The organism is Cryobacterium sp. AP27 (assembly GCF_056680495.1).
The window spans coordinates 1824133-1838468 of the sequence record NZ_CM155285.1; the positions used below are offsets into that span (position 1 = coordinate 1824133).

Here is a 14336-nt window from a genome sequence, read left to right on the forward strand (position 1 = left end):
CCTTTCGTTGTCGTGAATAGTCTCACGAAGTGCAGGGGGCCGCCATACAGGAGGCGGCGCGTAGACCCGAATAAAACGAGTCTACGCGCCGCCCGAGGGGGTACTGCTTCGCGGCTAGGAGGCGAGGTGCTCCGCCACGAGGGTACGCAGCACATACTGCAGGATGCCGCCGTTGCGGTAGTAGTCCGCCTCACCAGGCGTGTCGATGCGTACGACGGCGTCGAACTCAACGGTGGTCTTGCCCGCCGGCGAGTTGTCGCTCGGCGTGGCGGTCACGTGCACCGACTTGGGCGTTGTCCCGTTGTTGAGTTCGTCAAGTCCGGAGATCGAAATGACCTCGGTTCCGTCTAGGCCCAGCGACTCCCAGCTCTCGCCGGCCGGGAACTGCAGCGGAACGACGCCCATCCCGATCAGGTTCGAGCGGTGGATCCGCTCGAAGCTCTCGGTGATGACAGCCTTGACGCCCAGAAGGCTGGTGCCCTTGGCCGCCCAGTCACGGGAGGATCCGGAACCGTATTCCTTGCCACCGAAGATGACAAGCGGTGTTCCGGCGGCCTGGTAGTTCTGGCTGGCGTCGTAGATGAACGACTGCGGGCCGTCGGGCTGCGTGAAGTCCCGGGTGTAGCCACCTTCCACGTTGTCGAGCAGCTGGTTGCGCAGGCGGATGTTCGCGAACGTGCCGCGGATCATGATCTCGTGGTTTCCGCGACGCGAGCCGTAGGAGTTGAAGTCTCCGCGAGCAATGCCGTGCTCGACCAGATATGCTCCGGCGGGGCTGTCGGCCTTGATGTTGCCGGCCGGGCTGATGTGGTCGGTGGTGACGGAGTCGCCGAGCTTCGCAAGAACGCGGGCTCCGACAATGTCGCTGATCGGAGTCGTCTCGATGGTCATGCCATCGAAGTACGGGGGCTTCCGCACGTAGGTCGACTCGGCGTCCCATTCGAACACCTCGCTGTCGGGCGTCGGCAGCGCGCGCCAACGCTCGTCGCCGGTGAAGACTTCTCCGTATTCCTTGGTGAACATGGCCGTGTCGATCGAGCTGTCGATCGTGGACTGCACCTCCGCGGTGTCGGGCCAGATGTCCTTGAGGAACACTTCCTGGCCGTCGCTGCCGGTGCCCAGGGAATCGGTCTCGAAGTCGAAGTTCATCGAACCGGCCAGGGCGTAGGCAATCACGAGCGGCGGGCTAGCGAGGTAGTTCATCTTCACGTCGGGGCTGATCCGGCCCTCGAAGTTGCGGTTTCCGGAGAGCACGGCGGTGACGGCGAGGTCGTTGTCGTTGATCGCGGCGGACACCTCTTCGATCAGTGGCCCGGTGTTACCGATACACACCGTGCAGCCGTAGCCGACCGTGTAGAAGCCGAGGGCCTCGAGGTCGCTCGTGAGACCGGCCTTTGCGTAGTAGTCGGTGACGACCTTGGAGCCCGGCGCCAGGGTGGTCTTGACCCACGGCTTGGACTTGAGGCCCTTGGCGACCGCGTTGCGCGCGAGAAGACCCGCGGCAAGCATGACGCTCGGGTTCGAGGTGTTGGTGCACGACGTGATCGCGGCGACGGCCACGGCTCCGTGGTCAAGCGTGTAGCTTGCGCCGTCGGGCGTGGTGATCGGGATCGGCCGGGACACACTCTCGGGAGCGTGGCTCACGTGGGTGTGAGCGACGTGCTCGGAGAACTTTTCGTCCTCGGCGGTGAAGCCGATGGGGTCAGACGCGGGGAACGTTCCATCGACGGCCTCGTCAACCCGGTCGAGGTCCTGCGTGGCATAGCTCTGCAGGTCGATTTCGAACTGGGCCTTCGCCGAGCTGAGTTCAACCCGGTCCTGCGGGCGCTTCGGTCCGGCGATCGAGGGAACAACGGTGCCGAGGTCGATCTCCAGGTATTCGCTGAAGGTCGGTTCCTTGTCGGCGTCGTGCCACAGCCCCTGCAGCTTCGCGTAGGCCTCGACCAGCGCGACCTGCTCGTCGCTGCGTCCGGTGAGGCGCAGGTAACCGAGGGTGACCTCATCGATCGGGAACATCGCGGCGGTGGAGCCGAACTCGGGGCTCATGTTGCCGATGGTGGCGCGGTTGGCGAGCGGAACCTGGGCGACGCCCTCTCCGTAGAACTCGACGAACTTGCCGACGACGCCGTGCTTGCGGAGCATCTGCGTGATGGTGAGCACGACATCCGTTGCCGTGACGCCGCTCGGGATGGAACCCTTGAGCTTGAAGCCGACGACCTTGGGGATGAGCATGGAGACGGGCTGACCGAGCATGGCCGCCTCGGCCTCGATGCCGCCGACGCCCCAGCCGAGCACGCCAAGACCGTTGACCATGGTGGTGTGCGAGTCGGTTCCGACGCAGGTGTCGGGGTAGGCCTGCAGCACGCCGTTGACCTCACGGGTCATGGTGACGCGCGCCAGGTACTCAATGTTGACCTGGTGCACGATGCCGGTTCCCGGGGGGACGACCTTGAAGTCGTCGAATGCTGTCTGGCCCCAGCGAAGGAACTGGTAGCGCTCGCCGTTGCGCTGGTACTCGATCTCGACGTTGCGCTCGAGGGCGTTGTCACTGCCGAAGAGGTCGGCGATGACCGAGTGGTCGATGACGAGCTCGGCGGGTGCGAGCGGGTTGATCTTGTTCGGGTCGCCGCCGAGTTCGGCGACGGCCTCGCGCATGGTGGCGAGGTCGACGATGCAGGGGACGCCGGTGAAGTCCTGCATGACCACGCGGCCCGGCGTGAACTGGATCTCCGTCGCGGGCTCGCTCGTCGGCACCCACTCGCCGAGGGCACGAATGTGCTCCGCGGTGATATTGGCGCCGTCTTCGGTGCGGAGAAGATTCTCCAGCAGCACCTTCAGACTGTATGGCAGCTTCTCGTAGCCAGCGACCTTGTCGACCCGAAAGACTTCATAGTCCGTCGAACCGACGCGTAGGGTGTCTTTTGCTCCAAAACTGTTTACCGCAGACACGATGCCCTCTCCTTCGTGGGAGCCGACGGGGTACCGACGGCAATCCTCAATGCTCAATCCTTGTGGCCAGACACACCATCGTGCCAGCAAGGCAAGCCTAACCAGCAGCTGGTGGAGCCGACCCGTTCCATCAAGAAACTATCTTGACGTCGAGATAACTATAGCAGGGCGCGCGTCAGTCCGGGCGAGCGGAATTGCGATATACCGAGCGAACCATGAGCCAGGACACGACCAGAAGCGGCGCATAGAGAGGAAGCCCCATCAGCAGCTTTGTGGTCGCGAGTAATTCCACGTTGTCGGCCAGATACAGCGGGAGCTGCACGGCAAGCCGGGCGAGGAACAGCCCGGCCCAGCACAGGGTGAGAATGGTCAGGACCCGACGCTTGGACGGATCCGTGCGCCAATTGACTCCGTCTCCCATGAGAAAGCCCACGGCCAGTCCGATGAGAGGCCAGCCGACCAGAACCGAGAGGAGCAGGGCCGCGCCGTATCCGGCATTGGTATAGAGGCCCACGAGGAAGAAGTCGGAGGCCTTGCCGGAAAACAGCGCGAGCGCGACGCTCAGGCCGGTACCGACGAGCCCGCCGATCGCCGGGGTCATGGTCTGCCGCGTGATCGCGCGCAGCCCGACAAAAAGGAGGCCGAGAACGAGCGGCGCGATCAGAGCAGGAAGCAGCGTGCGTATCGGGTCGCTCGCGGGAGCCTGGCCGGGGTCAATGGTGAGGGTGTAGGTCACCAGGAACACGAGGCCGGGCAGCACCGCCTCAAACAGCCCACGGATGCCGCCCATCGCGACCATGAGCGCCTTGCCGTTGATCGCCTCCCCCTCGGCAACCGAACCGAACCCGGCCCGACGCGCTGCCGCGGCCATGCCGTCGGCGACGGCGCCCGAGACGGAGGGCTGGGCTTCCTCGGACTCGCCTGGGGTGGCCTGGAATGCTTCGGAATCGGACCGAGAGGCGGGATCGGGCTGGTTGGTCATGGTGCTGTTTCCGGTCAGGAGTCGGTGGGGTTCGCCGCGCCGTTCGACGTCGCCGGCATCCGCAGGGGAATGAGGTCGCGGGGCGGCATGGGGGTGGAGCCACGCACGACCACGATGCTCCGGAACAGGTCTTCAACCTGTTCCGCGGCGTCCGGATTGATGGCGCCCTCGCCGGCGATCACGCCGCGCAGGAACCAGCGCGGACCGTCGACGCCGATGAAACGTGCCAGACGGGTGCTGCCCGCCGTGGGCCGACCGGAGGCGTCCTGTCCGGCGGCAACGGGAATCTCCGCGACCAGCTCCGCGCCGAACGGTCCCTCGCGCGGTGTCGTCGTTCCGCCCTGCTTGCCGATCTGGTCGGCAATCTGATCACGGATTTCGTGCCAGAGGCCGCTGGACCGCGGAGCGGCGAAGGGCTGCACCTGCAGCGTCGACCCGGCATAGTCCAGACCGATGGCGACAACGCGCTTGCTGCCTTCCTCAATTTCGAGGCGGAGGTGCAGTCCCTCGCGGGGAAGAATCTTGATGCCGCCGAGGTCGACATACGGGCGAACGGGGTTGGCCTCGGCCTCGTCGAACGGACCCTCCGTCTCGCGATCTTCGGGAGCGGACTTGGTCTGGGTTTCCGGAAACGCGTCCGGGCTAGCGATGTCGCTCATCGAGCTTCTCCTGTCTGGGGGGTGTCGAGCGCTGGTTCTCGCGTCGAAACGCCGGTGGAACCGAAACCGCCCTCTCCGCGCTGACTACCGGGAAGACGGTCAACGGGAATGAATGTGGCGTGCGCGACCGGCATCACGATGAGCTGCGCGATCCGATCGCCGATGGCGATGGAGAACGGCTCGCTGGTATCGGTGTTGAGCAGGGTCACCTTGATTTCACCGCGGTAGCCGGCATCCACGGTACCCGGCGAGTTCACGACGGTGATGCCGTGCTTGACCGCGAGCCCGCTGCGCGGCACGACGAACGCGGCGAACCCATCGGGCAGCGCAATGCTGACCCCGGTGGAAACGAGGGCGCGGGAACCGGGGGCCAGGGTGAGGGCTTCGGCCGAGTGGAGATCCGCACCGGCATCGCCCGGATGGGCGTATTTCGGGAGGACGGACGCTGTTATCAGTACTTCGACGCTTTGTGTCACGTGTCGAGGGTAGTCCAGATCTCTGATCGAATAGAGACATGCCTCAATACCGTGAAAAGCTCTGGGCCTCAGCGTGGTCCTTCATCGTCACCGCCCTGGTGATACCGGCCAGTATCCTGGTGCTCGCGCCGATCAACCTGGAGGCGGGTTTCGTCACCGCTGCGGTTCTCTACGGTGGTTGCGTCACACTTCTGGTGCTCGCCTCGCCCGTGGTCAAGGTGGAGAACGGGCTCATCACGGCGGGACCGGCCACAATTTCCGTTGACCTGGTCGGGGAGGTTCTCGCGTTCAGCGGGCCCGAAGCGCGTCAGGAACGCGGACCACGCCTCGATGTTCGGGCGTGGATGCTGATCCGGGGTTGGATCGACCCGGTGGTGAAGATCCCCATCGTCGATGCGACAGACCCTGCGCCGTACTGGCTCGTCTCGAGCCGCCACCCACAGAAGCTGGCCGCCGCGATCAATCAATCACGACGGCCCGCCGTGGGGTCTTAGGAGTCGCACTCCAGGCAGACGGTGCCCAGCTTGGTGTCGCGACCGGCCTGCGAGCGGTGCTTCACAAGGAAGCACTCAACGCACGTGAATTCGTCGGCCTGCGGAGGCAGAACGACGACATCGAGGTCCAGGTCGGACAAATCTGCACCGGGGAGGTCGAACCCACCCGGGTTGTCGGAGTCGTCGTTGTCGACGCTTCCTGACATCTTGTCGGGCACGCGTTCTTTGAGGGCCTCGATCGACTCTGAGTCGTCTTCAGTCTTCCGCGGTGCGTCGTAATCGGTTGCCATGCCCATCCATTTCAGTAACGCCGATAAACGAAATCGGCGGGCATAGTTTGCAACAATCCAAGGGAAATAGCAACTCGCCCGCCGCCTTCTCGGTCGGCACTGGCATCAACTTGCGGCACGCCCGGTGTATTCCCGTGTAAAGGGAAGAAGCCATGCGATTCTTGCAGCTAACGGTATTCGCGAGAGGGCTTGCGCCATGCAGGAATTGAAGGTCATCGGAGTAGAGAACGGTGCGCTGCTTGCAGCGTCAGAAGATGGCGATCGATTTAGGATCGCCATCGACGAGGTTCTCCACTCCAAATTGCGTCAAAATCAGACGGAGGCGTCCGAGGCGCCCAAACCGTCACCACGTGAGGTGCAGGCGCACATTCGCTCCGGCATGTCCGCGGAAGATGTTGCCGCCGTCACGGGAGCGCCTCTGGACTACGTTCGACGCTTTGAAGGCCCCGTCGTGGCGGAACGCGAGTACATGATCTCGTGTGCGTTGAGCGTGCCAGTACACACCGCGATAGACCCCGAACCGGTCGGTGAAGACGCCAACTTCGGCGGTGTCATTCGTGATCGTCTCACGTCCCTCGGCGCGACCAACGAGCGCTGGGCCAGCTGGAAAGAGCCAGGCGCGGGCTGGATCATCAAGCTCTCCTTCACGGCCGACGACATTGACCACGACGCCCGCTGGGGCTTCGAGCCGAAGAAGAACGCCCTCTCCCCCATCGGCAACGAAGCCATTGCCCTGTCCCAACAGGGCGAGCTGAAAGGCTCGCTTATTCCTCGCCTGCGTGCCGTGGGTTCGGAGACCAGCAATTCCGATGTTTCCCGGTTCGACAGCGGTGCGTTCACCTTCAAGGAGTCGCTCGCGGACGAAATTCTGAGCGACACCGCACCGATTGAGCCCATCCCGTACTCGCGAACGCTCGGTACGTCAGACGCGGTCTTCAAGGCCGCCATCAAACGCGCGGCCGAGCCCTCTGTCAGCATGAGTGACACCGCAGATCTGCTGGATTCCCTGCGCCGCCGCCGTGGCGAGCGTGAGGCCGCGAGCTTCGGCGACGCGTCCGGCCAGCACCAGTCACCGCCCGCCCCGGATGCGTCAGACGCGCGTCGCCGCACCGAGTCCCCGGCCGCGGCCCACCCGGAGACCGACAATCATGCACCGTCGGGGCCTGAGGACGACGCCGCCGCCACGGCCCGACCCGACTCCGAGTCTGCCGCGGACGCGAAGGATCCCGCCGCCAGGACAACGGCCGCCCCGAACATTTGGGCCACGCAGGCCGCTCGCGCCGCGGGCCGCACCGCAGGCACCACCGCGAAGCGTGGACGCGCCTCGATGCCAAGCTGGGATGAAATTGTCTTCGGTGCCCGCACGGATGACGACCTCGCCTGACGCCTAGACCCGGTGCCGCCGGCGCGGTATAGTCATTTATGGAACATTCGTTCTATGAACTGAGTCGAGGTGGTGCACGATGCCTCCGGTCAATGAACCCGTCACGGTGTGGACGAGCGAGGCCGGGTCTCCCGTGCGCCTCGTCTGGCGCTCCCGTGGGTTTCTTGTGTCAGACACTCCGACGGCCCTTGTCGGAACATCTGACTGGTGGAAGCCGTTCGCGGCGTACAGCTACGGAATCGGGCATGCTCCGCTCGATATCGCCGGTTGGCGCTTCCAGGCTACGGCACTCGACGGTGAAACACACGTCTTCGATGTGAGCCAGGACACCAGCGCCGTGACACCGCCCGATTCCCCGTCGCAGCACGACGGCCACCCCTGGCTACTCGTTCGTATCTTCGACTAGCGAGGCGAACGCCCATGACTTCGCCGACACCCGCCACGGCGACACCGCGCGATGTGCGGCGGTTGCGCCTGCACAGCCAAGGGCTGGCGGCCATGCCGGGAGGGGACGAGGCAGGAACCGTGACCGGTGCGGTTGCGGCCGCTGAACGGCTGCTGGCCGTGCAGGCCCAGGATTATCCGGCCGCCCAGTGGGCATTGGGCGTACGCTCCCCCGGCACGACAGCGGTGCATGTGCAGCAGGCACTCAACGCCGGATTGATCGTGCGCTCGTGGCCCATGCGCGGAACCCTGCATATCGTGCCGGCGCAGGACCTGCACTGGATGCTCCGCCTCAGCGCCCCGCGGCAGGTTGCCGGGGCGAAGACGCGACAGGCGCAGCTCGGTGTGACCCAGGACATTTTGGAATCCGCGCGTGCCATTGCCCTGGAAAGGCTCGTGGGCGGGGGTGAGCTCAGCCGTACCGATTTTCTGTCGGCGTTGGAGCGCCGAGGCATCCAGACGGGAGGACAGCGCGGCTACCACATCATCTGGTATCTCGCGCTGACGGGCACGCTCTGTTGGGGACGCCAGGTCGGTACCCAGCAGGTGCTTGTGCTCCTTGATGAATGGGTTCGCGATGCCCGAGCGCTCGATGGCGATGAGGCCCTCGGGGAATTCGCCCTGCGGTACTTTGCCGGCCATGGTCCGGCAACTCTCGCGGACTTCGCCGGGTGGTCGCAGCTGACGTTGACGGATGCGCGCATCGGGCTGGCCGTGTCCCGACCCGACCTGACCGAATTCAGCGTCGACGGTGTCAGCTATTTTCTTCCGGCCGCGGCGGACACGGAGGCTCCGTTGCGCCAACGAACGGCCGCTCTGCTGCTTCCCGGTTTCGATGAGTACTTCCTTGCGTACCGCGACCGGAGTGCGGTCATTGACGGAGCGCACGAACAGCGGGTCGTTCCGGGGAAGAACGGCATTTTCCGGCCGCTCGTCGTCGTCGACGGTCGCATCGTCGGCACGTGGCGCAAGAAGACGACGGTTCGGTCCCTCCGGGTCACACCCGAGCCATTCGGTCCCCTCGCCGGACGTCAATGGTCTGCCCTGCGGCGGAGCACGGGCGACTATGGGCGATTTCTCGACACAAACGCGACACTGGAGATTCCCGACGCGGGCACGTCCTGACGTACCTGCCGGGAGCGGGTTAGCCTAGAGAGTGCGAATTACGACGAACCTGCGGATCTCCCGACGACTACCGTTTCTGCAGACGGTGAAAATGTCGGTCGCCGTCGCCCTGGCCTGGCTGATCTCCCAGCTTCTGCTGCCGAGCGACCTGCCGATCTTTGCCGCCATCGCTGCCCTTCTCGTCGTGCAACCCAGCGTGAACCAGACGCTGGGCCGGGCTATCGAGCGCACGGCGGGTGTCATCGGCGGCGTCATCATCGCCTCGAGCATCGGCTACTTTCTCGGCCAGACGAGTTGGGTCGTGCTCGCGACCGTGGTTTTGAGCATCACCGTCGCCTGGGCCCTGCGGCTGTCCCCGGTGGCGGCCAGTCAGATTCCGATCAGCGCCATGCTCGTGCTCGCCCTCGGCGCCACAACCCCCGGGTACGCCCTCGATCGTATCTACGAGACCTTCATCGGCGCCGGGATCGCCCTCCTGATCAACGCGGTCGTCGTTCCTCCGGTGATGATCAGGCCGGCGACTGAAGCGGTCGGCCTGCTCGCGCGCGAGGTCGCGGAGACGTTCGACCGGATAGCGCGGGCCCTCGTCACGCCACAGCGGCCGGCAGATCTCATGGAACTGATGATCCAGGCCCGCCTGTTGCGACCCATGCTGGAATCGGCGGACAAGGCGATCCTGCAGGCCGAGGAGAGTCTCATGCTCAACCCGCGCAAGACCAAGCTGCGTAAAGCGCTCGACGCCGACCACGAAATGACGCAGCGCCTTCCCACGCTCGTGACACGCGCCATCGGCATGACGAGGGCCCTGCACGATCATTACGATGATTCCCTGCAGTACGAGCCGAGCCTTCAGGCCTTCTCCGAGGAGTTGACCCGAGCGGCGCATGACCTGCGATTGCTGGCCCGGGAGGAGGGCAGCACCGACGCCGTGCCGGAAGCACCGGCCCCTGAAGTGTTGGCCCTCACGTCACCGCTGCACATTGTGACTCCGCACCCGGACCACTGGATTCTGATCGGGTCGCTGATGGAAGACCTGCGCCGCGTGCGTGAAGAAATCGTGGGCGACTAGCTCCGGTCGTCTACAGCACCTTGGACAGGAAATCCTGGGTGCGCGTCTGCTGCGGGTTGCCGAAGAGCTCCTCGGGGGTGCCCTCCTCAACGATGACGCCCTCGGCCATGAAGATGACCCGATCGGCCACCTCCCGGGCGAAGCCCATTTCGTGCGTGACGACAACCATGGTCATTCCCTCTTTCGCCAGGTCGCGGATGACCTGGAGCACCTCGCCGACCATCTCCGGGTCGAGGGCACTCGTGGCTTCGTCGAAAAGCATGATGTCGGGGTTGACCGCGAGCGAGCGGGCAATCGCGACCCGCTGCTTCTGACCGCCGGACAGCTGTGCCGGGCGCGCCTGGGCCTTGTCGGCGAGCCCCACTCGGTCCAGAAGCTTCTCGGCCGTGGCCCGTGCCTCCTGTCGGCTGCCCTTCTTCAACTCAACAGGCGCGAGCATGATGTTCTGCAGAACGGTCATGTGCGGAAAAAGATTGAAGTGCTGGAAGACCATTCCGATGTGCTGGCGCACCGTGTTGAGGTTCACGTTCTTGTCGGTGAGGTCGAACCCGTCGACGATGACGGTGCCGGCCGTGATCTCATCGAGTTTGTTCAGGCAGCGCAGGAACGTGGACTTTCCCGAACCGGAGGGGCCGATCACGCAGACGACTTCCCCCTCGGCGATCTCGACGTCGAGTCCCTTGAGCACTTCGTTGGAGCCGAAGGACTTGCGGAGCGCGCGGACACTGATCTTGCTGGCGTTGCTCATTTGTTGAACCTCTTGTCGAGCTTGTTGGAGAGAGTCGTGAGCAGAGTGATGACCACGAAGTACAGGGCCGCGACGATGAGAAGTGTTTCTCCGGTGCGGAAGTTGGCGGCGTAGATCTGCTGGCCCTGGTAGGTGAGTTCCGCGAAGCCGATGACGGCGAGCAGGGACGTGTCCTTGAGAGTCATCACGAACTGGTTGATGAACGACGGGGTCATGATCTTCACGGCCTGCGGCAGCACGACGCGGCGCATGGTCGTGACGTAGCCGAGCCCGAGGCTGCGACCGGCTTCGGTCTGCCCGGAGTCAACCGACTGGATGCCGCCACGCACGATTTCCGTCATGTAGGCACCGGCGTTCAGGCTCAGGGTCAGAACGCCGGCGGTGAGCACGTCGATGGATTGCCCGGTCAGCTGCGGCAGGCCGAAGTAGAAGAAGAAGGCCTGAACGAGGAGCGGGGTGCCGCGGAAAATGCTGACGTAGGTCGTGGCGATGGCACGCAACACGATGAACGGGGACACCTTGAAGAATCCGAGCACGATACCGAGCACCAGGGCGATGAGAATGGAGAGCCCCGTGGCGAGCAGGGTGAGCCCCAGGCCTTTCATAAGCGCCGGCATGCTGTTCGCCAGGAGCCCGAAGAACCCGGTGTCCGATGCGGCGGCGGGGTCCAAGAGGTACGTGTCGAGAATCGCCTGGTACTCGCCGTCCGCCTTCAGTTCGGCAAGTCCCGTGTTGAACGCGGCGAGCAGCTCGGCATTCTGCCCCTTGTTGACGGCGAAGCCGTAGGAACTGCCCCGCTCCTTGTCGGTGACCGACTTGAGGCCGTTGTTCTGGTTGATTCCGTAGGCGAGAACCGGATAGTCGTCGAATACGGCTACCGAGTTGCCGGCCTTGACGTCGTCGTACATCGTCGCCGAATCTGCCAGGGCCTTGACCGTGAAGCCGTATTCGTCCTTGATCGAGTTGGCGAATGTCTCCCCCTCGCTGCCGCGTTTGGCCACGACGGTCTCGCCGCGAAGATCCGTGTAGCCCGTGATGGCGTTGTCGCCCTCGGCCACGGCCATCTGCACGCCCGAGTCGAAGTACGGGTCGGAGAAGTCGAAGATCTGCTTGCGCTCGTCGGTGATCGACATTCCGGCGATCACGCCGGCGACCTGGTTGGACTGCAGGGCCTGAAGGGCCGCGTCGAAACCGAGGGACTTGATCTCCACGGTGAAACCCTCGCGCTCGGCAACGGCACGGATGAGGTCCATGTCGATTCCGGTCAGCTCGCCGTCCTTGCGGTACTCGAACGGTGCGAAGGTCGTGTCGGTGGCGATGACGAAGGTTTCGCCGGTGATGTCGGTGTGCGGTGCGACGTTCGCGGATGTTTCACTGGCCGCGGCGGCTCCGGCACCGGCGGATCCGCCGAGAAGAGCCAGCGCTGCGGTGAGGGCAATTGTGAGGATGCCCGGCCTGGACCTGAATTTATTGCGCAAGACTGTAAACCCGTTCTCTGACGCGGCACTCACCGCTGTGTGTTCGGGCTTTCAGACCCCGAAAAAGCCTACCCTGCGTGAACTCTTCGGCCGCCACGGCACGGGGGAAGCCGTCGGGACGGCAAAAAAGGGGGCCCGCCGAAGCGAGCCCCCTCCTCTACAGGATGAAATTACGCGTTGAGCGCGGCCTGCAGCTCAAGCGTGATCGTGACCTTGTCGCCGAGCAGCACGCCGCCGGTCTCGAGTGCCGCGTTGTAGGAGAGGCCGAAGTCTTCGCGGTTGACCTGGGTGGTGGCCGTTGCGCCGAACTTGTAGTTGCCGTAGGGGTCTCCGCCGAAGCCGCCGAATTCGAATTCGAACGTGACGGGCTTCGTGACGCCCTTGATGGTGAGGTCTCCGTCGACGAGGAAGTCGCCCTTGACCGCGCGCATTCCGGTGGAGGCGAAGCCGATCGTGGGGTACGTCTCGGCGTCGAAGAAGTCGCCGGTGCGGAGGTGGCCGTCGCGGTTGGCCTCGTTGGTGTTGATCGAGGCGACCTGGGCCGTCGCGGTCACGGTGCTGTCAAGCGGGTTCTCACCGGTGACGAAGGTGGCGTCGAAGTCCTCGAAGGTGCCCTTGACCTTGCTGATCATGATGTGGCGGATGCTGAACCCGACGGCACTGTGGGTCTTGTCGATGGTCCAGGTTCCGGTCTTGTATCCGGGGATGTCGGTGATTGCCGTGTCGCTCATGCGTTCTCCTTAAAATTGCGGGCGCATGATGTGTCGCCCTCAGATATATGCAAGCGCATAGATCCCGGGTCTATTCCCCGTACGACGAAATACTTCTTCGCCGTCTTCCCAGAGTCTCACACCCAGCGGGCAATACACTCTGCCCATGACGATGAATGACATTGCCGGCAACGCCGTGCTCATCGCGGCGGGGGGCCGCAGCATCCTGCTGCAACTGGCCGAACCGGCCATCGGCCACGGCGTCGCCGATCACAGTGATTTTGCCGGACGACCGCAGGAACGACTGAACAACACGCTGAGTTTTGTGTATGCGGTGACCTTCGGCACGCCCGAGGAGGCGGCCGCGGCGACCATGCGGGTCAACCATGCGCACGTTCCCGTTCGGTCACCCGGATCAGCGCACACGCCCGCCTACAGCGCGTTCTCTCCCGCACTGCAACTGTGGGTCGCCGCGACCCTGTATGACTCTGCCCTGACGATGCACGAGCTCATCTACGGCCCCCTCGGTGACGCCGAGGCCGACAGGTTCTACGATGACTATCGCAAGCTCGGCGCGGCACTGCAGGTACCGGTCGCACTGTGGCCCGCGGATCGCGGTGCCTTTCGCCGCTATTGGGCCGAACGTCTGGCGGCCCTGAAGACGGATGCGGCGACGCGCGCCGTGGCGTACGAGCTGCTCCACACGCGCACCGGCCCGTTCTGGATGCGCCTCGGCCTTCCCCTCGGCCGCCTGGTGACGGCCGGCTTGCTGCCCCCGCACGTGCGGGACATGTTCGAGCTGCCGTGGTCCCCGGCGCGGCAACGCCGATTCGACCGCGTGATCCGTGTGACGCGGGTGTTGTACCCGCCGTTGCCGCGTCGCATCCGTCACTGGCCGAAAGACCACTATCTGCGCGTTTTGCGAGCGTCACTGGCCACACCGGCGGCAACCCGCGAGTCTCGATAGACTGGCGTTCTCTCAACTCCGAGGTTTTCAATGACGCAACAATCGGCATCCGACGCCCCCTCCGAACTCGACAGCATCGACCGGCAGATTGTGGCCGAACTCAGCCGTGACGCGCGACTGTCCATGCGCGCCCTCGCCGTTCAGGTGCACATCTCCCGCACCGCCGCCCACACCCGGGTGCAGCGGCTCGTCAGCCGCGGGGTCATCACCGGCTTCGGCGCGCAAACGGATCCCAAGTCGCTCGGCCTGCACGTGTCGGCCCTGGTCGTCGTGAAAATCGGCGACGTGTCCTGGGGCGATATCGCCACGAGGCTCGCAGCCCTGCCGTATGTGGAGAAGGCGCAGGCCGTCAGCGGTGACATCGACATCATCCTCACGGTCAACGCCCCGTCTCACGAGCTGTTGAGCCAGGCGATCCTGCGTGATATCCACAGCATGCCCGGTGTCGTCTCCACCAGATCGCACCTCATTCTGGAGGAGATCGTGGGCCGGCAACCCGGAACCGTGCCGGACGTTTGGCGCTAAAAGCACCATACTGACAGACCGAATGGCGTGCCATTC

The 14336-nt window shown here is 64.6% G+C and carries 15 protein-coding genes; 7 read left to right on the plus strand and 8 right to left on the minus strand.

From position 1 onward, the window contains the following. Positions 1 to 114 precede the first annotated feature (114 nt). The 4 genes from acnA to dut form a co-directional block, all read right to left on the minus strand. On the minus strand, positions 115 to 2949 hold the full coding sequence (gene acnA, locus AC1MB9_RS08705; RefSeq protein ID WP_479961571.1) for an aconitate hydratase AcnA: 2835 nt from the start codon (positions 2947 to 2949) through the stop codon (positions 115 to 117). A 175-nt stretch (positions 2950 to 3124) separates the two neighbouring features. Further along, complete coding sequence (locus AC1MB9_RS08710; protein WP_479961572.1) at positions 3125 to 3931, minus strand: DUF3159 domain-containing protein; 807 nt, start codon at positions 3929 to 3931, stop codon at positions 3125 to 3127. Positions 3932 to 3945: 14 nt separating this feature from the next. Next, a complete protein-coding gene (locus AC1MB9_RS08715; protein WP_479961573.1) occupies positions 3946 to 4590 on the minus strand; it encodes a DUF3710 domain-containing protein in 645 nt (214 codons plus the stop codon). Beyond that, positions 4587 to 5066 (minus strand): dUTP diphosphatase, encoded by a 480-nt coding sequence (gene dut / locus AC1MB9_RS08720; protein WP_479961574.1) that lies wholly within the window; start codon positions 5064 to 5066, stop codon positions 4587 to 4589. Before dut ends, AC1MB9_RS08715 begins: the two co-directional genes overlap by 4 nt. Before the next feature lie 38 nt (positions 5067 to 5104). On the opposite strand from dut, the gene AC1MB9_RS08725 reads away from it, so the two are divergent. Next, the gene (locus AC1MB9_RS08725; RefSeq protein WP_479961575.1) at positions 5105 to 5560 is read left to right on the plus strand and encodes a DUF3093 domain-containing protein; all 456 of its coding nucleotides are present in this window, start codon (positions 5105 to 5107) and stop codon (positions 5558 to 5560) included. Here AC1MB9_RS08725 and AC1MB9_RS08730 read toward each other — a convergent pair. Beyond that, the gene (locus tag AC1MB9_RS08730; protein ID WP_479961576.1) at positions 5557 to 5850 is read right to left on the minus strand and encodes a DUF4193 domain-containing protein; all 294 of its coding nucleotides are present in this window, start codon (positions 5848 to 5850) and stop codon (positions 5557 to 5559) included. The two genes, AC1MB9_RS08725 and AC1MB9_RS08730, sit on opposite strands and share 4 nt — an antisense overlap. A 196-nt stretch (positions 5851 to 6046) precedes the next feature. Here AC1MB9_RS08730 and sepH point away from each other — a divergent pair, with 196 nt between their 5' ends. The 4 genes from sepH to AC1MB9_RS08750 all read left to right on the plus strand — a co-directional run bounded on the left by sepH (position 6047) and on the right by AC1MB9_RS08750 (position 9872). Then, positions 6047 to 7234, plus strand: a complete 1188-nt coding sequence (gene sepH / locus AC1MB9_RS08735; protein WP_479961577.1) for a septation protein SepH — start codon at positions 6047 to 6049, stop codon at positions 7232 to 7234. Positions 7235 to 7313: 79 nt separating this feature from the next. Continuing rightward, the gene (locus AC1MB9_RS08740; RefSeq protein ID WP_479961578.1) at positions 7314 to 7640 is read left to right on the plus strand and encodes a DUF6504 family protein; all 327 of its coding nucleotides are present in this window, start codon (positions 7314 to 7316) and stop codon (positions 7638 to 7640) included. Positions 7641 to 7654: 14 nt separating this feature from the next. Then, positions 7655 to 8803, plus strand: coding sequence for a winged helix DNA-binding domain-containing protein (locus AC1MB9_RS08745; RefSeq protein ID WP_479961579.1), 1149 nt, complete (start codon positions 7655 to 7657; stop codon positions 8801 to 8803). Positions 8804 to 8834: 31 nt separating this feature from the next. After that, positions 8835 to 9872, plus strand: coding sequence for an FUSC family protein (locus AC1MB9_RS08750; RefSeq protein ID WP_479961580.1), 1038 nt, complete (start codon positions 8835 to 8837; stop codon positions 9870 to 9872). 10 nt (positions 9873 to 9882) lie between these two features. On the opposite strand, the gene AC1MB9_RS08755 is transcribed toward AC1MB9_RS08750, so the two are convergent. From AC1MB9_RS08755 to AC1MB9_RS08765, 3 genes are all read right to left on the minus strand, one after another. Further along, positions 9883 to 10620, minus strand: a complete 738-nt coding sequence (locus AC1MB9_RS08755) for an amino acid ABC transporter ATP-binding protein (protein WP_479961581.1) — start codon at positions 10618 to 10620, stop codon at positions 9883 to 9885. After that, positions 10617 to 12098 carry an amino acid ABC transporter substrate-binding protein/permease gene (locus tag AC1MB9_RS08760; RefSeq protein ID WP_479961582.1) on the minus strand — a complete coding sequence of 494 codons (1482 nt, stop codon included), beginning with the start codon at positions 12096 to 12098 and terminating at the stop codon, positions 10617 to 10619. Before AC1MB9_RS08760 ends, AC1MB9_RS08755 begins: the two co-directional genes overlap by 4 nt. 170 nt (positions 12099 to 12268) lie before the next feature. Next, positions 12269 to 12829, minus strand: a complete 561-nt coding sequence (locus AC1MB9_RS08765; RefSeq protein ID WP_479961583.1) for a YceI family protein — start codon at positions 12827 to 12829, stop codon at positions 12269 to 12271. A gap of 145 nt (positions 12830 to 12974) precedes the next feature. Between AC1MB9_RS08765 and AC1MB9_RS08770 the strand changes: the two genes are divergently transcribed. Further along, a complete protein-coding gene (locus AC1MB9_RS08770; RefSeq protein WP_479961584.1) occupies positions 12975 to 13775 on the plus strand; it encodes an oxygenase MpaB family protein in 801 nt (266 codons plus the stop codon). 30 nt (positions 13776 to 13805) lie between these two features. Continuing rightward, entirely contained in the window at positions 13806 to 14300 is a 495-nt protein-coding gene (locus AC1MB9_RS08775; RefSeq protein ID WP_479961585.1) for an Lrp/AsnC family transcriptional regulator, read from the plus strand. Positions 14301 to 14336: the final 36 nt, after the last annotated feature.